Source organism: Cellulosimicrobium sp. KWT-B (genome assembly GCF_002127155.1).
Lineage (GTDB): Bacteria > Actinomycetota > Actinomycetes > Actinomycetales > Cellulomonadaceae > Cellulosimicrobium > Cellulosimicrobium funkei.
The window spans coordinates 965,505-984,921 of the sequence record NZ_NEDO01000001.1 but is presented as its reverse complement, the minus strand read 5'-3'; the positions used below and the strand labels follow the sequence as shown (position 1 = coordinate 984,921).

The window sequence follows — 19,417 nt, the reverse complement described above, 5'->3', positions numbered from 1 at the left end:
ATGGCTCGCCGGGAGGGCTGACAGAGCGGCCTAATGTGACGGTCTTGAAAACCGTTGTGCGGCGACGCACCGGGGGTTCGAATCCCTCGCCCTCCGCAGACGACGCGGGGCACCGGGTGACCGGTGCCCCGCGTCGCGTCGTCAGTCCTCGTCCACGTCCAGCGCGGCGAGCGTGAGGTCGGCCGACGTCCCGACGACCGCGAGGTCGAAGGTGTAGGGACTGACCGAAGCCCATCCGTGGATCTCGTCGACCGGCCCGTCGCCCGGCTCGAGGACCGTGTTGGTGGACCACCGCGTGTCCGGCGGCATGTGCCCGACGAGGAGGGCGGCGACCGCCGCTGCCTCCTCGGCAGACAGCCGCGCGTCGTGGTACGCGATGTGCCATCGGAGCGCCCGCACGAGGACGCGTTCCGCGTGGGAGCGGCTGCACGGTTCCAGGGCCCACGGGCCGGGGTTCTCGCCAGGGTCCGGGGGATGCTCGGGAGGCCCCTCGTCGAGGGCGGCCGCGCGCAGCAGGTCGTCGAGCGGGCGCCAGGGAGCGCGCGTGCGTCCCACCACCAGGTAGGGCAGGTCGTGCTCCTTGCCTGCGACGTACGGTGCGAGCGCCCGACGCAGCTCCGGCGGCTCGACCTGCCAGCGTGCCCGTTCGGGAGCGGAGGTCGGCTCTGCCGCGCTCGCCGAACCTGCTCCGTCGTCCATGGGGGGACGGTACCCCGTCGGGCCGCTCCGGGGCTCTGGCCGGGAGGTCCGGGACCTTCGGCGAGTGCCGGGCGCGGGGCGGTACGGGATCATGGCGTCGTGACGCCTGAGCCCTCCCCGGCCGACGAAGCCGGTCTCGAGCCCGTCGACCTCATCCGCCGGTCGGGCACCGTGCTGCGGATCGGTCGGCTCGCGCTGTCCGCGGGCACCGGCAGCTACCGCGTGAAGTCGCACATGACGCGCGCGGCCCGGGCGCTGGGCCTGGACCGCATCGCGGCGCACGTGACGCTGACGGAGATCACCGCGACGTCGTACCGCGGGCCGATCTTCCGCACGGAGCTCACCGAGGTGCGCTCCATCGGGATCAACGCGGACCGGCTCGCGCAGCTCGAGCGCTTCTCGGCCACGCTGCCGGCGGGGGCCGACCTCGACGAGGTCGACGCGGAGCTCGACCGGATCGCGCGCCGACCGCCGCTCTACGGGGCGCTCCTCAACGCCCTGTGGGCGGGGATCGCGTGCGCCGCGTTCGCGTTCCTCAACCACGGCGGCCTCGTCGAGTGCGGCGCGGTGCTCGTCGCGGCGGCGCTGGGGCAGGGGGTCCGGCGCGCGATGCTGCACCGCGGGATCAACCAGTTCGGCGTGACGATGCTCGCGGCCGCGGTCGCGAGCGTCGCGTACCTGGGGCTCGTGCTGGGGCTCTCGGCGCTGGCGGGGGTCGAGGGCGGCCACGAGGCGGGGTACGTCTCGGCGGTGCTGTTCCTCGTGCCCGGGTTCGCGCTCGTGACGGGAGCGCTCGACCTCGCGAAGCTCGACTTCTCGGCGGGCGTCGCGCGCGTGACGTACGCGCTGATGATCCTCGCGTCGGCGGCTCTGGCGGTGTGGGGCGTCTCCGCCGCCGCGGGCCTCGCCCCGGACCCGGTGCCCGCACCGGTCCTCGCGGAGCCGCTGCTGTTCGGCCTGCGCGCGGTCGCGAGCTTCCTCGGGGTGCTCGGGTTCGCGCTGATGTTCAACAGCCCTTGGGCGATGGCGCTCGGGGCGGCCTCGATCGGCATGGTGGCGAACGTGGGGCGCCTGCTCCTCGTCGACGCCGACGTCGTCCCCCAGGCGGCCGCCGCGGCGGCGGCGCTGCTCGTGGGGCTGCTCGCGGCGACGGTGGCGCCCGCGCTGCGCGTCCCGCGCATCACGGTGTCCGTCCCGGCCGTGGTCATCATGGTCCCGGGCGTCACGGCGTACCGGGCGGTGTACGAGTTCAACACCGGCGCGACGGCGCAGGCCCTCGCCTATGCCGTCGAGGCGGGCCTGGTGATCGTCGCGCTCGCGATCGGGCTCGCCGTCGCGCGGATGCTCACCGACCGGGAGTGGACGTTCGAGCGGTAGGAGGGGACGCCGTCGGGCCGGCGGTTTGGTCTGGTGGCGACGCCCTTGTACCCTGGGCGACGCAGGCTCTCCGCAGAGTCCTGCGAGGAGACGTCGCATAGTCAGGTCTAGTGCGCCACCCTGCTAAGGTGGTAACGGGGCAACCCGTTCGAGGGTTCAAATCCCTCCGTCTCCGCTCAGGAAGGTCTCGGTGTGCACGCACCCGGGGCCTTTTCTGTTGCCCGGGATCGTGTGGCCCGCACCGCCCGACGCGCGGGCGGGGCGGCCGGGCTCGTGGCGAGCCCCAGCCGCCCCGGAGCCGTCACCGGCCCTGCGTGACGCCCCGACGTCGGCCCTGCTCCGTGGGCCGTGCCCTACGCCGTGCCGGTCGTCGCGAGCGCCGACCGCACGACGAACCGCGACGCGCCCGCCCCGGCGAGCACGAGCGCGGACGCCCCCAGGACGCACAGCAGGAACTGCAGGGCGACGCTCGCGTTCGTGAAGGCGTTGATGCCGAGGACGGGCACCATGAACAGCAGCACGGCCGCGGTCGAGACGCCCACGCTCACGACGAGCGGCACGAGCGTCTCGCGGAAGCGCGCCCGGTCGAGCGTCCGCAGGTCGGTGCCCGCGAGGACGAGCGTGCGGTACTCGCCGCGCTGGTCGATGACCCGGCCCGCCTGCATGACACCCGTCGAGACGGCGGCCAGGACGCCCGCGATGGCGAGGGTGAGGAAGCCTCCCGTCTTGATGTCGACGAGGAACTGGGCCTCCGCCGGGTCGGACGCGGTGCCCGGGTCGAAGAGCGCGAAGATGCTCGCGAGGCCCGCGATGAACGTCGCGAGCGCGACCCCGCCCACGGACCGCCACGCGGTCTTCGGGTTGTCCACGATCCGCCGTCCGGCGAGCAGCGTGGGCACGCGGCGCGCGGAGCCGGCGGTGATCCTGCCGACGACCCAGATGACGAACGGCCCGACGAGGTTGAGCGTCGCGAAGCCGATCAGCAGGATGACGACGACGACGGTGATCCCCACCGCGGCCGAGCCGAACGACAGGTTGGTCGCGACGATCATCGCGACGGCCGCGAGCCCGGTCGCGAGCAGGCGCACCGCCTTGAGGCCCGGGGGAGTGACGCGCGCGGCGACGCCGAGCGGCGTGATCGCGACGCGCCGGAGGCTCACGAGCGCGGACACCAGGGCGACCGCGACCACGAGGACGACGGCGCCCAGCAGGGCGGGCACGCCGACCCACAGCTCGGCGACGTCGAACGTGCGGCCCTGGAAGCGCAGCTGCGCGACGAGCGGCAGGAGGGCGCCGTAGCCGACCAGCCCGACGAGCGCGCCGGTGACGGCCTGGGCGGCGGCGTCGAGCACCGTGAGGGACGTGACCTGGCCGGTCGTGGCCCCCGCGAGCCGGAGCGCCGCGAGGCGCGCGTCGCGGCGCGCGACGGCGAGCCGCGCGGCCGCCCCGCCGAGCGTCACGAGCGGGATGAGCAGCAGGAGCGAGGCGATGCCGGCGAAGATCGGGTACTGCGTGTCGTACGACGTCACGGCCGCGTCCACGCCCTCCTGCATGCCCTCGAGCCCGCCCGCGCGGCCGAGGAACGCCCCGAAGCCGCCCACGACGACGAGCAGGATCGCGGTGGTCGTGGCGAACGCGATGACGGCGAGCACGTTGGTCAGGCCCTGCGGGTCGCGCTCGTCGGCGCTGCGGCGGCGCAGGAGCCACCAGAGGTCGACGGTCCTCATCGGGCGCTCTCCTGACCGGGGGCGGCCGGGGCCGCGACGTCGTGGCCGGGCGCGAAGAACTCGCCGGAGACGAGCCCGTCGCGCATCGTCACCGTGCGCGAGCAGTGCCGCGCGACCCCGGCGTCGTGCGTCACGACGACGAGCGCGGCACCCGAGTCGCGGGTCGCGCGCGTCAGGACGTCGAGCACCTCGGCGCCGGTCGACTGGTCGAGGGCGCCCGTCGGCTCGTCGGCGAACACGACGCCCGGCGACCCGACGAGGGCGCGCGCGATCGCGACGCGCTGCGCCTGCCCGCCGGAGAGCTCGCCCGGCCGGCGCTGCTCCATCCCGGCGAGGCCGAGGTGGGCGAGCCAGCGGGCGGCGACCGCGGTGGCCTCCGCGCGGGCCGTGCCGGCGAGCATGAGCGGCAGCGCCGCGTTCTCGACGGCGGGCAGCTCGGGCAGGAGCTGGCCCGACTGGAAGACGAAGCCGAAGTCCTGGCGGCGCAGGATCGTGCGCCGCGCCTCCGAGAGCGTCGCGACGTCCTCGCCGCGCCACGACACCGAGCCGGAGGTCGGCGTGATGATGCCCGCGAGGCAGTGCAGGAGCGTCGTCTTGCCGGACCCGGACGGGCCCATGATCGCGAGCGACTCCCCGGGACGGACCGTGAGGCTCACGCCCGCGAGGGCGTGCGTCGCGGTCTGCGCGGAGCCGTAGACCTTGGTGAGCGCGCTCGCGACGAGGGGCGAGCCGCCGGGGACGGGAGTGGGGCCGGTGAACGTCATGCGTCGATCGTCCGCCGGGGAGCGGTGTCGTCGCGTCGGGCTGGGGACGGGACGTCGCCCGGCCCGGGTCCGACCGTGGGGGGACCGTGGGGCGCCGTCCGTGCGGCGACGGTCGGACGGCGTGGCGTCCGTCACGCCGCGGCCTCCGGGGCCGGATCCGGTTTGGGATCAGGGCGAGGACGCGGTAGTGTTCTCGACGGCCGGTGAGCGATCAACGGCCAGCACGACCAGCGCCCGTAGCTCAACGGATAGAGCATCTGACTACGGATCAGAAGGTTGGGGGTTCGAATCCCTCCGGGCGCACAGCGGAACGGCCCCACCCGACGGGTGGGGCCGTTCGTCGTTTCCCGCGTGTCTCGTGACGCCGCGGCCGGGTGACCTGCCCTCCCGGTTTCCGCACGGTCGTGCTACGTTCGCCGGGTGACCAAGGGCGACGACACGCGGCAGGCGATCCTGCACCGCGGCGTGGAGGCCGCGTACCGCGTCGGCCTCTCGGGCCTGACGATCGGTGAGCTCGCGCGCGCCACGGGCATGTCGAAGAGCGGGCTCTACGCGCACTTCCGCTCCAAGGAGTCGCTCCAGCTCGCGGTGCTCGACCAGGCGCGTGCTGAGTTCGTGGACACGGTCGTGGCGCCCGCGCTGCGCACCCCTCGGGGCGAGCGCCGCCTGCGCGAGCTGTTCGAGCGCTGGCTCGTGTGCGACCTGCGGCAGCAGCCCGGCGGCTGCCTGTTCGTCAAGGCGGCGACCGAGCTCGCCGCCCAGGAGGGGCCGGTCCGCGACCAGCTCGTGCGCGACCACCAGGACCTGTACGACGCCGTCGCACAGGTCTACCGGACGTGCGTCGCCGAGAGCGGCTTCCGCGACGACGTGGATCCGCAGCAGTTCGCGTCCGAGCTGTACGGGGTGATGCTCGCGCTGCACCACGCGCACGTCTTCATGGCCGACCCGCTGGCCGAGGACCGGGCGCGCCGCGCGTTCGAGGCGCTCCTCGACGGGTCGCGCGCGCCCGTGCCGGTCGCCTGAGCACCCAGCCCCGCACCCGACCCACCCCGACGGAGAGGATCCTCGTGACCACCTCGCGAGCCGAGAAAAGCACGACCGTTCGCCTGGACCGACGGCGCGCCGCGCGTCGTCGGAAGGCCGCGGCTCGACTCGCGCTCGTGCGCGCCCGGTTCGCGGTGCTCCAGACGGTGTCGCCCCGGCGGGCCGCCCGGCTCGCCCTCGACCTGTGGTGCACCCCGCCCGACGGCGCGGGTCGTCGCCGCGACGACCGCGCCGTCGCCGGTGCGCTGAGCACCGTGACGACGCCGTCCGGCGCGCGGGTCGTCGTCGAGTCGTGGGACCCGCACGCCGCCTCCGTGGACGACACGCGTGACGGGACGGTCGACGACCGGGCGGGGGCCGGCGTCGTCTACCTCGCGCACGGCTGGGGCGGGCGGCGCGGCCAGCTCGGAGCGTTCGTCGAGCCCCTGCGTGCCGCGGGTCACCGCGTCGTCGCGTTCGACGCGCCGAGCCACGGGGACTCCGGGCCCGGCCGCCTCGGTCCGCGGCGCAGCACGATGCCCGAGCTCGCGGACGCCCTCGCCGCGGTGGTGCGCGAGCACGGGGAGGCGACGGCCGTCGTCGCGCACTCGCTCGGCACGGCGACGACCGTGCTCGCGGTGCGCGACGGCCTGCCCGCGGGTCGCCTCGTGCTCGTCGCGGCGATCGCCGACGTCCTCGGCCAGCTCGACGGGTTCGCCGACCTGCTGGGCCTGTCGCGCCCGACGCGCGAGCTCCTCCAGAGCCGGCTCTCCGACCTGGCCGGGCGCCCGCTGCCCGAGCTCGACGTGCGCGAGACGCTGCGCACCCACCCGGTGCCGCCGGCGCTCGTCGTGCACGACCGCGCCGACAAGGAGGTCCCGTACCCCGTGGGTGCCGCGCTCGCGGCGGCCTGGCCCGAGGGCGAGCTGCTCACGACCGACGGGCTCGGGCACCACCGGCTGCTGCGCGACCCCGACGTCGTGCAGGCGGTCGTCGACTACGTGACCCCGCCTGCCGCCCGGCCCGACCCGGAGCCCGTCGTCAGGCCGGCGGCCGGTAGCCGGTGACCTGCGTGAGCGCCCGTGCCCGGTTCGAGCGCGCGAGCATCACGCAGCCCGGGACGAACGCCCCGAGCAGGAGCGGCCCGACGACGAGCATCGCGGCCCACGTCATCAGGGCGAGGTAACCGGCGGCCGAGTTGTTCGACGGGTCGCTGTCCGCGTAGGCGAGCAGGCCGATGCTCAGCGCGCCCGCGGCGACCATGAGGACGACCGGCACCCAGATGAGCACCCAGGCGGTGCGTCGGTACCTCGGTGTGAAGGCGGCCGCCGGCGGCGGGGGCGTCGGTGCGTACCCCGGCGGCGGGTACCCGGGACGCGGCGGGTAGGTGGGCTGCGGTGGGTGGGCGGACTGCGGCGGGTGCGCGCGGTACGGCGGGCCCGGCGGGAAGCCGCCGTACGGGGAACCGCGCCGCGGGTCGTGCGGGGGGTGGGGCGGCGGGGAGGTCATCCCTCCTGGATACCAGCCGGACGCGGATCGTGCGCGGACGTCCGGCGGCGTGCTCGGGTGTCGGGGGACCCCGGTAGCGTCGGACCATGCCGTCGGACAAGGTCGACCTCAAGGCGTTCCACCGCGAGCTCTACGCGCCGCCCCGCGGCCGGTTCGTCGAGGTGGACGTGCCGACCCTGGCCTACCTCGCCGTCGACGGCGAGGGCGACCCCAACACGGCGCCGGCCTACGGGCAGGCGGTCGAAGCGCTGTTCTCGCTGTCCTACGCCGTGAAGTTCGCGAGCAAGCGGGCGGGGCGGGACTACGTCGTCGGGCCGCTCGAGGGGCTGTGGACGGCCGACGACCCGGGCACGTTCGTGCGCCGCGAGAAGGGCGCGTGGCGGTGGACCCTCCTCGTCCTCCAGCCCGACTGGGTCGACGAGGACACGGTGGTCGCCGCCACGGAGACGCTCCGGGCGAAGAAGGAGCCCCCGGTCGCGCTCGACCTCGTGCGCCGCACGAGCCTCACGGAGGGGCGGTCGGTGCAGACGCTGCACGTCGGCCCGTACGACGACGAGGGTCCGGTGCTCGCCGAGCTGCACGACGTCTACCTGCCCGAGCACGGCCTCACGTTCGCCGGGCCGCACCACGAGATCTACCTGAGCGACGTCCGGCGCACCGACCCCGCGAAGCTCCGCACCGTGCTCCGCCAGCCGGTCCGCCCGGTCTGACGGGCGGGCCCGCGCGGCGCCGACACGCCTGATCGAGCCGTCGGGTGCGGGGACCGACCCCGCGCACCCGCGGCGCGACGTCAGGCGGCGACCCGCCGCCGCGCCCAGGCGAGGTCGGTCGCGTCGAGCACGTCGGTGAGGCGGCGGCCCGCGAGGCCGCGCGCCCAGGCGGGCGACGCGCCGTCGGGCACGGCCTCCTGGAGCACCCACTCGCGTACGCCGAGGCGGCGCAGGTGCGTGCCGAGCGCGAGGAGCTCGGTGCGCGAGTGGACGCTCGGGTCGACGGTCGTGCGCACCTCGTGGTCGACGCCCGAGCGCAGGATCACGGCCAGCGCCTCGAACGCGCGCCGACCCGACGGGATCGTGCCCGTCACGACGGGGTAGCGGGACGGCAGGTGCTTGATGTCGAGGCCGACCCAATCGACGAACGGCAGGAGTCGGGCGAGCCGCGCCGGCCACGGGCCGGCCGTGTGGAGCCCGACGTCGAGGCCGAGGCCCCGCACGTCGTCGATCGCGCCGAGCAGCCCGGGGTGCAGGGTGGGCTCGCCGCCCGAGAACACGACGCCGTCGAGCAGGCGACGGCGTGGCGCGAGGAACGCGACGACCTCGGACCAGGGGACCGTGTCCTGCGGCGGCGGGCCGCCGAGCGCGGCGACCGCGCACAGCCCCGGGTGGTGGCAGTAGCCGCAGCGCCACGGGCAGCCCTGGGTGAGGACCGTGGCGACCCGTCGGCCGGGCCAGTCCGTGACGGACAGCCGGTCCAGTCCGGCGACCACGAGTCCGGGGCGGGTCATCGGCGGCTCCTTCCGACGCACGACGGCCCGGCAGTCAGGCGGGTCGGGGGTGGCCCGCCGCGCTGCCAGGACCTCGAACGTAGCGCCGCCGCCCGGTGCGCCGGACCGGTCCAAGGTCCCGACCTGCCCGGCGCACCGACGGCGTCCTGGGGTCGTGGCATCAGCCCGACGGCGGACCGTCGAACCCGCCGCCACCCTGCGGCAACCCTCCGCCGGGGAAGCCCGCGCCGGGGACGTCCCCGCCCGGGAAGCCCCCGCGCGCGTCCGACCCGTCCGAGCCGAGCCCGGTCAGCCCCGACGACTCGTCGTCGTCCTGGACGAGCTGCTGGGCGAGGTCGGCGAGGACGACCTCGTCGCCGACGGAGAGACCGTCCGTGATCTCGGTGAGCTCCGGCCCGACGGCGCCCGTCGCCACGGTCACGGTGCGCACCTCGGCACCGTCGAGGACCCGGACCGAGCGCGCCGACCCGTCGGACGCCACGGCGGACGTGGGCACGACGAGCACGTCGTCCACGTCGGCGACGGCGATGGTGGCGGACGCCGAAGCGCCCTCCGGGAGCTCGTCCTCGACCGGGTCGAGCGCGACGGTCGCGACGTAGGACGGGGTCGAGGCCTGGGAGGCGCTGAGCACCGCGATGCTGCTCACCGTCCCCCTGTACCGGTGGCCGGTCGCCGGGACCGTCGCCGTGACGGGCTGCCCGACGGCCACGATCTTCACGTCTGCGAGGTCGAGCGTCGACGACAGCACGTACCCGCCGTCGCCGAGGATCGTCACCGCGGCGTCGCTCGTCCCGACCGACGTCCCGGCAGCCACGTCGACCTGCGCCACGGTCCCGGCGATCGGGGCGGTCAGCGTGCCCGCGACAGCGGCGGCCTCCGCGACGGCCACCTGCCGCTCCGCGACCGTCACGGCGGCGCGGTCGGCCAGGATGCGCTCGGCCGTGACGGTGCCCGACGAGGTCGCGCGCCCGGTCGCACCGCTCGCCGACGGCGCGGAGCCCGCGGAGGTCCGGTCGCCGCCCGACGAGCCGCCCGTCGTACCTCCCGGCGCCGCGCCGCTCGTCCCACCCGAGGGCGTGCCGGAGGTCGCCCCCGACGGCGCGGCGGTGCCCGGACCAGGCGTCGTCGGGGAGCCCCCGGAGCCCCCGGAGCCGCCCGTCCCGCCGGTCCCGCCGGTGCTCCCGACCCCGGACCCCGCCTCCTGCGCGTCGAGGAGGGCCTGGACCGCGGCGTCGAGCGCGGCAGACCGCTCGGCGAGCGTGGCGACGGTGTCGTCCAGGTCGGCGACGAGGTCGACGAGCACACCCTGCGCGGAGCCCGTCGTCCGCTGGGCGGCGTCGGTCGCGACCAGCGCCTCCTGCGCGGCGACGACCGCCGCGGCGCACGCGGCGAGGTCGTCGGCGTCGGCCGTCGCACCGGCGTCGGCACCGAGGACGACGGCGCACGCGCCCTGGTCGCCGGTCGCAGCCTCGACGGCTGCTCCCGAGGCGCCGAGCGCCGTCGTGCCGGCGAGCACCGCGTCCTCGACGGACGCGTACCCGGTGAGCAGGGCGTCCTGTGCCGCCTGCACGTCCGCCTGCGCGGCGGCGAGCGCGTCGCGCGCGGCGGCGACGGCTCGCTCCGGTGCGTCGGTGCTGCTCGCGTCCACGGCCACGGCCCGCGTCTCGCCGGTGCTCGTGGTGCCGACGACCAGGACCGTGGAGCCCGCGGCAGAGCTCGCGCCCACGGCCCCGGTGCCGGACGCGCCGGACGCGGAGGTGGTCGACGAGGTGCCCGACGCCTGTGCCTCGAGGTCGTCCGCCAGCGTCTGCTGCGCGTCGGCGAGCGTCTGCTGCGCGTCGTCGACCGCGGCCTGGAGGTCGTCGGCGTCGAGGGTCGCGAGGACGTCGCCCGCCTCGACGCGGTCGCCCGCCGCGACGGCGACGGTCGCGACCGTGCCGGACGTGCCGAACGTCGCGTCCGCGCGCGCTGCCGACGCGACGGTGGCGCTCGTGGACACCTGCTGCGCGACGTCGCCCGTCGTGACGGTCGCGGTGCGGTACCGGGTGTCCGCGGGACGCAGCGCGTAGGCGGTGCCACCCGCGCCCACCATCGCGATCACCACACCCGCTGCGACGAGCCGGTGGCGCCGTGTCCTGCTGCGCCGGCGGACGACCGCGTCACGCATCGCTCTCACCGGAGCCCTGGCCGTCCTGGCCGCGGTCCTGGCCGTCGCCGTCGCGGCCCCCGGAGAGGCCCCCGCGGCCCCCGGGGAAGCCGGGTGTGCAGCCGTCGTCGCCCGGCGCGGAGAGGACCAGGCTCGTCGCGGTGATCGTGCCGTCGTCCCCGCTCTCGCCCTGCGCGCTGACGCACTGCCCGACGACGACGTCGTCGCCCGACCCGGTGCGCTGGACGGTGTAGGCGGTCGCGTCGTCGACCGTCACGGCCTCCTCGTCGCTCTCGCCCTCGGGCGTGGTCGTGGTCACCGTGATCGTGGTGCCGTCGACCGCGCTGACGAGCCCGGTCGTCAGGCCGCCGAAGCCGCCCGGGCGCCCCTCGCCGTCGGGTGCGCCGGACGGCAGGTCGGTCGGCGCGCCGTCCGGCCGCTCGGGCAGGTCGGTGGGGAGGTCGCTCGGCGCCTCGTCGGGGCGCTCGCCGCCGGGGAACCCGCCGCCCGGGAAGCTACCGCTCAGGCCGCCGGTGCACTCGCCGTCGACCGGCTCGCTCACGGACACGGTCGCGGCCGCCGCGTCGGTCGTGTCGTCGCTCGCGTCCTCCGGCGCGCCGCCCGGGGACCCGGTCAGGGCCACGACGCACGACCCGACGGCGACGTCGGCGAGCGTGCCGTCCACGGTCACGGTGACGGCCGTGCCGTCGGACCACGAGACGGCGGTCTGGGACTCGCCGTCCTGGACCTGCGCCGTCGTGCCGTCGACGGCAGCGACCTCGCCCGAGACGCCGGGCGTGCGACCGTCACCGCCCGGGAGCGCGTCCTCGGGGGCCCCGTCAGGTGCTCGGTCCTCGGCGGACGAGGAGGACGTCGCGGGGTCGGGGGTCGCGGCGTCGGACGTCGAGCAGGCCGTGAGGGCGAGGGCGAGCCCGACGGCGCCCGCCGCGACGAGCGCGGCGCGCGAGCGTCGCCGGGGATCGCCGGCGGGTACCCGTCCGGGCAGGGCGTCGGCGGTGGGACGGGGGAGCGGGGGAGCGGTGGTGCGCGGGGTCATGGGAGTCTCCGGTTCGGGAAGGTGGGGCGCTGGGGGGCAGGCGGTCACTCGCTGCGCAGCGCGTCGATGGGCGCGAGGCGCGCGGCGCGCACGGCGGGGTAGACGCCGAACACGAGCCCGATGGCGAGCGCGACGGCGATCGAGCCCCCGACCGCGACAGGCGAGACGACGATCGACGAGCCGAGGGCGGCGGGGAGCGTGAGCGCGGCGACGACACCGAGGAGCGCGCCGACGAGGCCGCCGGTGACGCCGAGGATCGACGCCTCGGTGAGGAACTGGCGGCGGATCGCGCCCGGCGGGGCGCCGAGCGCCTTGCGCAGGCCGATCTCGCGCGTCCGCTCGCTGACGGACACGAGCATGATGTTCATGACGCCGATGCCGCCGACGAGCAGGGACAGGCCCGCGACGCCGGCGAGCAGGACGGTCAGGGTGCGGTAGACCGACGTCGCGGTGGACACGAGCGAGTCCTGGGAGTCGATCGTGAAGTCGGCCGCGTCCGCGCTGCTCGCGCCGTGCAGAGCGAGGAGCAGCGACCGGGCCTCCTGGGAGGCCGCGGAGATCGCGTCCGTCCCGGTCGCCTGGAGGTAGATGGTGCTGACCGAGGTGTCGGTACCACCCGTGACGGCCGACGTCATCGCCGTGAGGGACACGACCGCCGTGTCGTCGAGGTTGGTCGACGTGCTCGACCCGGCCGACTCGAGCACGCCGACGACGTCGAACGTCGTGCCGGCGATGCTCACCGTGCGGCCGACGACGTCCGTCCGGCCGAACAGCTCGGTCGCCGTCTCGGGACCCAGGACGACCTCGTCGGTCGACGCGGGGTCGACGAACTCCCCGGCCGCGAGCTCGCGCGAGCGCACCTCGAGCCAGTCGCCCGTGACGCCCACGACGGTCGTGGTCCAGTTGGCGTCGCCCGCCTCGAGCGACTGCGACGACTCCTTCTCCGCGGTGACGGCGGCGACGTCGGGCACCGCGACCTGCGAGGCGAGGGCCTCGGCGTCGACGACGGTGAGCGTCGAGGCGGAGCCGAACCCGCCCCGGACCCCCGCGGAGTCCGTGGACGACCCCGGAGTGACGATGAGCAGGTTCGACCCGAGCGCGCTGATGTCCTCGGACACGTCCTTCTGCGTCCCCAGCCCGAGCCCGACCGTGAGGATCACGGCGGCGATCCCGATGAGGATGCCGAGCACCGTGAGCAGCGAGCGCATCGTGTGCGCGCGGATCGCGTGCCACGCCGTGGCGGCGGTCTCCGTCCAGCTCATGCCGCGACCACCCGCTCGTCCGACGTCACGAGGCCGTCGAGCACGCGCACGACCCGCCGGGACCGCTGCGCGACCTCGTGCTCGTGCGTGATGAGGACGATCGTGCGGCCCTGCGCGTGCAGCGCGTCGAGGAGGTCCAGCACGTCCGCCGTGGAGCACGAGTCGAGGTTCCCCGTCGGCTCGTCCGCGAGGACGAGCGCCGGCTCGCCGACGAGCGCCCGCGCGACGGCGACGCGCTGCTGCTGGCCGCCCGAGAGCTGACCGGGGCGGTTCGCGGTGCGGTCCGCGAGCCCGACGCGCGCGAGCGCCTCCGCGGCTCGATCACGGCGCTCGGCCGGGGCGACGCCCCGGTACACGAGCGGGAGCTCGACGTTGCGCAGGGCCGACAGCGACGGCAGCAGGTTGAACTGCTGGAACACGAACCCGATCTGCTCGTTGCGCACGCTCGCGAGGTCCGTCTCGTCCATGTCGGCGACGTCGTGGCCCGCGAGCCGGTACGTGCCCGAGGTGAGCGTGTCGAGGCAACCGAGCACGTTCATGAGCGTCGACTTGCCCGAGCCCGACGGTCCCACGATCGCGACGTACTCGCCGCGCTCGATCCGCAGGTCGACGCCGCGCAGCGCCTCGAACTCGAGGGCGCCCGTGCGGTAGGTCTTGCGTGCGTCGCGCAGGTCGATGACGGGCCGGTCCGCACCGGCCGCCGTCGTGGGGTCCGCGTGCCCGACGGCGGTCGCCGCCGCGGTCACGAGTTCCCGCCCTGGCCCGGGCGGGCGCCCAGCTGGGACGGGTCGAAGCCCTCCGGGAGACCCTGTCCGCCGCCCTGCCCGCCCCTCGGAAGCTGCGACGGGTCGAACCCCTCGGGGAACCCCTGCCCGCCGGTGCCGCCCTGCTCGCCGACCTGCCCGCGGCCCGCGCCGGGCGTGAACGCCGTGTACTGCACGGTGTCGCCCTGGGCGAGACCCGAGACGATCTCGACGGACTGGCCCGACGTCTCGCCGGTCTCGACGACCTGCTCGGAGGTGGAACCGTCGTCGGCCACGAGCGCGACCACGGACGCGCCGTCGTCGTTCGTCGAGACCGCGGCGGCGGGGACGGAGAGCACGTCGGTACGACGCTCGGTGACGATCGAGACGTCGACGCTCACGCCGTCGTAGAGGCCCGCGGGGCTGCCGGTGACCGCGACCGAGACCGGGTAGGCGACCGCGCCCTGGGTCGTGGACGGCAGGCGGCCGATCTCGCTCACCGTGCCGAACACCGTGTCGGCGAGGTCGTCCGAGGTCATCTCGACCTGGTCGCCCGTCTCGATCGCCGTGACGTCGGCCTCGCCCACGCTCACGTCGACGGTCCACGCGTCGGTGCCCACGATCGTGAAGGCGGCGGTGTCGGACGAGCCCGACGACGCGCTGCTGCCGGACACGCCGGTCGAGGCCCCGGGCGCCGTGCCGGTGCCGCCGGGCGCACCCGATCCGGTCGACGCGGACGAGCCCGCCGCGCCGACGGTGTCGCCGACGGCGACGCCGACCGACGTCACGAGTCCGGCGGCCGGGGCCGTCAGGGTCGCGTCGGCCATCGCGGCGGTGGCGTCGTCGGAGGCTTGCTGCGCGACCGCGACGGCGGACTCGCGCGCCTCGACCGCGGCCCCGGCGGCGTCGCTGCCGTCGTCCGACTCCTGCGCGTCGGCGAGGTCGGCCTGCGCCTGCGCGAGGTCCGCGTTCGCCTGCGCGAGCGCGGCGTCGAGCTGGAGGGTGTCGATGGTGGCGAGCGTCTGGCCCGCCTCGACCGTGTCGCCCGCGGCGACCTCGACCGTCAGCACGGTGCCCGCCGCCGCGAACGAGACGTCCTCCTGGACGCTCGGCGTGAGCGTGCCCGTGGTCGTCACGGTCTGCTCGAACGTAGCCGTGGTCGCCTGCGCGGTGACGGACTGCGCAGCGCCCGCGTCCTGGGCCGACGACGCACGGGGCCGCACGACCGCGAGGTACACGACGAGCGCGGCGACGAGGACGAGCGCGACCGCCCCGACGACGAGCGCACGACGGCGCGGGCGCGCGCCGCCGAGGCGACGTGCGAGGCGCTCGCGGCGCGTGCTGACGGTGCCCTCGGGGGCGCCGGGCGGGTGGTCGGGGGAGGTCCCCCTCGGTGCGGTCGTGGACGACCGTGTGCGCTGCTGGAGCACCCTCGTCTCCCTGGCTCGGTGCCACCGGGTCGGCGGCGGTCGATCGGGAGGCTAGGGACGCTGGTTGGGCCGAACGTAGCGCGCGGCTGTGCGCAGGCTATGAGCACACGGGCCCTCGACATGGCCGAACCCGGGTCGCTTCCCGATCCGGAGACGGATCGGGGAAGCGACACCGGGTTCGGTGGGTCGGCCGCAGGTCAGCCGCAGGCGGGCTGCCCGTGCTCCGGCGTCGCGACGGTCTCGCGCTCGTCGGCGTCGTCGGACGGCGCGGCCGTCGCGGTCACGGGGCCGGTCGTGGCCCCGCGGACGGCGAACGACTGGTACGCGTTCTTCCCCGGGCTGACCGCGGGGAAGCTCTTCGTGCCCCACGGGGTGGCGACGGCGACGTCGAGCGGGACGTCGTCGTCGTTCACGACGCGCACCGCCACGTACGCCTTGCCCGCGAGGCACCGCACCTCCGCCGTCGCCGTCACGGCGACCCCCGGGTGCACCGCCGGGTCCGCGGCGCCGGGCGCGAGCACGCGCAGCGCCGTGAGCCCCGGGTCGCCGTCGCGCCACGACGTGCTCAGCGCGACGTACCGGGCCGTGCGGTCCACGGCGAGCGCGCCGCGCGCGTCACCGGCGCCGAGGGTGCCGACGTCGGTGAAGGTCAGGCCGTCGTCGCTCACCGAGAGGACCGACTCCGGCGCGCCGCCGCGCTCCCACGCGGCGACGACGGTGCCGATCTCGCGCGGCGCGCCCAGGTCGGTGACCATGCGGCCGTCCGGCCCGGGCACCCACGACGTCGCGGCGTCGCCGTCGACGGCGAGCGAGGGCGACGTCATGCCCTCGGGCAGCACGGACGCGGGGAACGTGAGGGTGCTGAGCGCGTGGTCCGCGACCGGGAACGGGGTCGCGTCCCGGAGGGTGACCCGCGTGCCCGACGGCGTCGCCCCGACCGTGCGGGTGGCGCCCGTCTCGGCGTGACGCAGCTCGACCGGCGCCCCGTCGCCGCTGACGCGGAACGAGCGGGCGTCGTCGACGGCGACCGTGACCCCGGCCGGGGTCTGCCCGGCGGGCGTGGCGACCGTGGCGCGCGGCGCGAGCACGACGGCGTCGCCCGCGGGGACCGTGACCGCGAGCGTCGAGGCGTCCGCCCCGACGGTCTGGGTGCCGGCGTAGACCGGGACGGCCCCGCCGTCGTGCGGGACGGTGAGGGTCGTCGCGACGTCGGCGCCCGTGAGGTTGAACGCGACGACGTACCCGTCGACCGCGCTCACGAGCACGGCGGGGTCCTCGGACGTCGGTACGCGGGCGCCCGCCTGCGCGGCGGTCGCCGCGGCGTCGCCCGGGACCATCTCGACGAGCCGGGGCCCGGTCGCGCCGTCGGTGAGCCGCACGACGTGCCGCGTGTCGGTCGCGCGCGAGACGGTCACGGGGGCGTCCGAGCCGCGCACGACGAACCCGGCCTCGCCCTCGACGTTGAGCCAGCCGCCGTCGCTGCTCAGCACCTGGTCGCCCGTGTACCGGAACGACGCGGCGTCGTGCCACGTCTGCCCGTCGAGCGACGTCTGGACGCGGTACTCCTGGCCTGCGGCGACCTCCCAGCCGAGCTGGACCTGGCTCACCGCGGTGGGTGCGCCGAGGTCGACCTGGACCCACGAGTCGGGCTTCGTGCGGTCCGCGACCGCGACGGCCCAGCGGGTCGTGGCGGAGCCGTCGGTGACGGCGCTCGCGGGGTTCGAGCCGTTGGCGCTCGACGCCGTCGCCGCCTTGCCCGCGGCGACGTCCGTCCCCGTGGGCGAGAAGGCGCGCAGGTGGTAGAGCGAGTAGCCGTAGGCCGCGTCGCCGCGCACGCCCTGCATGCGGACGTAGCGCGTGGTGACCGGCGCGGGCTCGTCCGCGCCCTCCGGGGTGAGGTCGACGGTGTCGAGCCGCGCGACGTTCACGTCCGCCGGGGCCTTGCCGTAGGCGGTCGCGGTGGTCCACGTCTGGCCGTCGGTCGACGTCTGGACGAGGTACCGCGCGCCCGCGCTCGCCTCCCACGCGAACCGCACGCCGCCCACGGTGGTCTCCTCGCCGAGGTCGACCTGGATCCACGAGTCCGGTCGCGTGCGCTCGCCGACCGCGACGGCCCAGCGGGTCGACGGGTTGCCGTCGGTCACGCGCGCCGCGGTGCGGCCGCCCGCCGCGTCCTGGCTCGACGCCGTCGCGACCTTCCCGGCCGCGAGGTCGGTCGTCGACCCCTCGTCGCCGTAGGTGTGGAACGCGAACATCGAGTAGCCGTACTGCGGGTGGCCCTGCTGCCCGAGGAGCCGCACGTACCGCGCCGTGACGGGCGCGAACGACAGGTCGTCGACGCGCGCGGCCTTCGCGTCCGCGGGGTCGGCCGGACGCGTCACGGGGAGCGTCGCGGTGGTCTCGCCCTCGGCGGTCGTGTAGGTGCGCGACCCGTCGAGGCCCGAGTAGCCGTTCATGGCGAGGTTGCGGACCGACAGGCTCGCGTCCTCCGTGCCCGCCCCGGTCGACGCGTAGACGGCGGCGCCGGTCGGGAGCGTGACCTGGCCCGCGTAGCCGCTGCCGACCCGGAACACCGACGACGTGCCCTCGAAGCCGTCGCGCGGCCCGGTGTACGTCGTCACGTGCCGGTCGTCGACCGTCGCGCCCGTGGTCGGGTAGAGGAACGGGGTCGAGCCCGAGACGTGGAACAGCCACGAGTCGTGCGCGGGGACCCAGGGGAACTTCACGAACCCCTTGCGGCTCGACGCCGCGGCCCACGCGTCCGTGGTCTGCTGGACGGTCAGGCCCGGCCCGGCGCCGAAGTCGCGCACGCCGGAGAGGCGCTCGAAGAACTCGTCCTGCGGCGTCGGCTCGACGGGGCCCTCGGGCGACTCGGCGGCCTCGACGTGCAGGAGGTACGAGATCGCGATCTCCGCGCGCGCCTCGGGCTCGTACTTGGGCTCGCCCGAGAACTTCGCGAGCCGGTAGACCGGCGCGTACGACTGGTAGTCCTCGAGCGCCGCAGCGAGGTTCGCCTCGGCGCGCGCGGCGTCGGGGTCGCGCAGGACCTGGCCGAGGAACGCCATCGGGATGGCGTCGCGGCCGTAGAGGAACTCGCGGTCGGCGACCATGGGCATGAACGGCTCGCCCGCGTCGGACATGACGAGCTTGATCGACTCCCACAGCTCCGCCGAGTTGGGCTGGTGCGTGAGGATCTCCGGCAGCGGCTCGTCGCGGAGCAGGAAGTGGATCGCGTTGCGCCCGCCGGACCGCCAGATGTCGGACTGGTAGTGCGGGCCGAACGACCCGTGGTTCTCCACGAGGTACGTGTCGTGGATGGTCTGCATGGTGTTCGTCGACACGGCCCTGCCCGCCACGACGGCCGGGTTGTTCCGGTCGGCCGTCGGCTGTCCCGCCGCGTTGCGGCCCCAGTCGCCGAGCTGCTCGGCCCAGCGCGCGGCGTCGGGGTCGTCGGGCGCCCACGCGAGGCCGGGCGCGAGGGCCTGCGTGTAGACGCCGACCTCCTCCTGCGCGGTGTCGCCCTCGTGCTTGCCCGTCGGCCAGTCGGCGGTCCACGACCCGGAGAGCGGGTCCTTGCCGAAGTCGAGGTCGGCGGTGTACTTCGACTGGCCGGTCGCGATGGTCGTGAGGTTGGCCTGCGTCGTCGCGTCGAGCTCGTCCCACAGCAGCGTCCCGGCCGCGAGGAAGTACGACTGGAACGTCGAGTCCCAGAACAGCTTCTTGCCCCACGTGCCTGCGGGGTCGACGAACCGGTTCGTCGCGGCGTAGTGCCGGATCGTCGCGAGCGTGCGGGTGCGCAGCGTCTCCTCCGGGACGCCCGCGAGCTCGGCGTCGTACTCGCCGTGGGTCAGGAGCACGGCGTTGCCCAGCACGACGGCGAAGTTGAAGTCCTTGAGCTGGTACACCCCGGCGGACTCGTCCCAGACGGTCTCGACCCAGCGCGTGTGCCGTAGCAGGGCGCCGTAGTAGTCGGCGGCGGTCTCGTCGGGCGCGCCGTACGCGGGCGTGGCATCGGCCGTGGTCGACGCCGGGGCCGCAGGCGGAGCGGCCGGCGCGCCCTGGGCGGTCGCGGGGGCCAGGAGGAGGGAGCCGGCCGTCGCGAGGGCGAGGACGGCGGTCGTGGTGCGGCGCCGCGCGCGGCGCGCGGCCGGGGGCCGGGCGGGTGATCGGGTCATG

General features: G+C 75.8%; 15 protein-coding genes and 3 tRNA genes. 7 read left to right on the top strand and 11 right to left on the bottom strand.

What is annotated here, in order from left to right:
* Nucleotides 1-11: 11 nt before the first annotated feature.
* A tRNA-Ser gene (locus B9L22_RS04280) sits at nt 12-96 on the top strand.
* Nucleotides 97-141: 45 nt separating this feature from the next.
* On the opposite strand, the gene B9L22_RS20405 is transcribed toward B9L22_RS04280, so the two are convergent.
* Nucleotides 142-699 carry a hypothetical protein gene (locus B9L22_RS20405; RefSeq protein ID WP_233139721.1) on the bottom strand — a complete coding sequence of 186 codons (558 nt, stop codon included), beginning with the start codon at nt 697-699 and terminating at the stop codon, nt 142-144.
* Between the two features lie 99 nt (nt 700-798).
* Here B9L22_RS20405 and B9L22_RS04270 point away from each other — a divergent pair, with 99 nt between their 5' ends.
* Nucleotides 799-2,076 carry a threonine/serine exporter ThrE family protein gene (locus B9L22_RS04270; RefSeq protein ID WP_144681633.1) on the top strand — a complete coding sequence of 426 codons (1,278 nt, stop codon included), beginning with the start codon at nt 799-801 and terminating at the stop codon, nt 2,074-2,076.
* A gap of 86 nt (nt 2,077-2,162) precedes the next feature.
* Nucleotides 2,163-2,251 (top strand) — tRNA-Ser (locus B9L22_RS04265).
* 178 nt (nt 2,252-2,429) lie between these two features.
* On the opposite strand, the gene B9L22_RS04260 is transcribed toward B9L22_RS04265, so the two are convergent.
* Together B9L22_RS04260 and B9L22_RS04255 are read right to left on the bottom strand one after the other, a co-directional pair.
* Nucleotides 2,430-3,803 carry a hypothetical protein gene (locus tag B9L22_RS04260; protein ID WP_086149317.1) on the bottom strand — a complete coding sequence of 458 codons (1,374 nt, stop codon included), beginning with the start codon at nt 3,801-3,803 and terminating at the stop codon, nt 2,430-2,432.
* Nucleotides 3,800-4,567, bottom strand: a complete 768-nt coding sequence (locus B9L22_RS04255) for an ABC transporter ATP-binding protein (RefSeq protein WP_086149316.1) — start codon at nt 4,565-4,567, stop codon at nt 3,800-3,802. Before B9L22_RS04255 ends, B9L22_RS04260 begins: the two co-directional genes overlap by 4 nt.
* A gap of 230 nt (nt 4,568-4,797) precedes the next feature.
* Here B9L22_RS04255 and B9L22_RS04250 point away from each other — a divergent pair.
* The 3 genes from B9L22_RS04250 to B9L22_RS04240 all read left to right on the top strand — a co-directional run bounded on the left by B9L22_RS04250 (nt 4,798) and on the right by B9L22_RS04240 (nt 6,657).
* Nucleotides 4,798-4,870: transfer RNA gene (locus tag B9L22_RS04250), tRNA-Arg, on the top strand.
* A 117-nt stretch (nt 4,871-4,987) separates the two neighbouring features.
* On the top strand, nt 4,988-5,590 hold the full coding sequence (locus B9L22_RS04245) for a TetR/AcrR family transcriptional regulator (protein WP_086149315.1): 603 nt from the start codon (nt 4,988-4,990) through the stop codon (nt 5,588-5,590).
* Between the two features lie 44 nt (nt 5,591-5,634).
* Nucleotides 5,635-6,657, top strand: coding sequence for an alpha/beta fold hydrolase (locus B9L22_RS04240; protein WP_086149314.1), 1,023 nt, complete (start codon nt 5,635-5,637; stop codon nt 6,655-6,657).
* Here B9L22_RS04240 and B9L22_RS19575 read toward each other — a convergent pair.
* Nucleotides 6,632-7,099: a hypothetical protein gene (locus B9L22_RS19575; RefSeq protein ID WP_143317064.1), complete on the bottom strand. Its 468-nt coding sequence runs from the start codon at nt 7,097-7,099 to the stop codon at nt 6,632-6,634. The genes B9L22_RS04240 and B9L22_RS19575 overlap by 26 nt on opposite strands.
* Before the next feature lie 86 nt (nt 7,100-7,185).
* Between B9L22_RS19575 and B9L22_RS04230 the strand changes: the two genes are divergently transcribed.
* Entirely contained in the window at nt 7,186-7,809 is a 624-nt protein-coding gene (locus B9L22_RS04230; RefSeq protein WP_086149312.1) for a GyrI-like domain-containing protein, read from the top strand.
* Nucleotides 7,810-7,889: 80 nt separating this feature from the next.
* Here the strand turns inward: B9L22_RS04230 and B9L22_RS04225 are convergent, their stop codons facing one another.
* The 7 genes from B9L22_RS04225 to B9L22_RS04195 form a co-directional block, all read right to left on the bottom strand.
* Entirely contained in the window at nt 7,890-8,603 is a 714-nt protein-coding gene (locus tag B9L22_RS04225) for an anaerobic ribonucleoside-triphosphate reductase activating protein (RefSeq protein WP_043657556.1), read from the bottom strand.
* 160 nt (nt 8,604-8,763) lie between these two features.
* Nucleotides 8,764-10,770: a biotin/lipoyl-binding protein gene (locus tag B9L22_RS04220; protein WP_086149311.1), complete on the bottom strand. Its 2,007-nt coding sequence runs from the start codon at nt 10,768-10,770 to the stop codon at nt 8,764-8,766.
* Nucleotides 10,763-11,806 (bottom strand): hypothetical protein, encoded by a 1,044-nt coding sequence (locus tag B9L22_RS04215; RefSeq protein WP_086149310.1) that lies wholly within the window; start codon nt 11,804-11,806, stop codon nt 10,763-10,765. Before B9L22_RS04215 ends, B9L22_RS04220 begins: the two co-directional genes overlap by 8 nt.
* A 44-nt stretch (nt 11,807-11,850) precedes the next feature.
* Nucleotides 11,851-13,068 (bottom strand): ABC transporter permease, encoded by a 1,218-nt coding sequence (locus B9L22_RS04210; protein WP_086149309.1) that lies wholly within the window; start codon nt 13,066-13,068, stop codon nt 11,851-11,853.
* Nucleotides 13,065-13,814, bottom strand: a complete 750-nt coding sequence (locus B9L22_RS04205) for an ABC transporter ATP-binding protein (protein WP_086149308.1) — start codon at nt 13,812-13,814, stop codon at nt 13,065-13,067. The genes B9L22_RS04210 and B9L22_RS04205 overlap by 4 nt, the downstream gene beginning before the upstream one ends.
* A complete protein-coding gene (locus tag B9L22_RS04200) occupies nt 13,811-15,241 on the bottom strand; it encodes an efflux RND transporter periplasmic adaptor subunit (RefSeq protein ID WP_086149307.1) in 1,431 nt (476 codons plus the stop codon). The genes B9L22_RS04205 and B9L22_RS04200 overlap by 4 nt, the downstream gene beginning before the upstream one ends.
* A gap of 197 nt (nt 15,242-15,438) precedes the next feature.
* The gene (locus B9L22_RS04195; protein ID WP_143317062.1) at nt 15,439-19,416 is read right to left on the bottom strand and encodes a discoidin domain-containing protein; all 3,978 of its coding nucleotides are present in this window, start codon (nt 19,414-19,416) and stop codon (nt 15,439-15,441) included.
* Between the last annotated feature and the right edge of the window lies 1 nt (nt 19,417).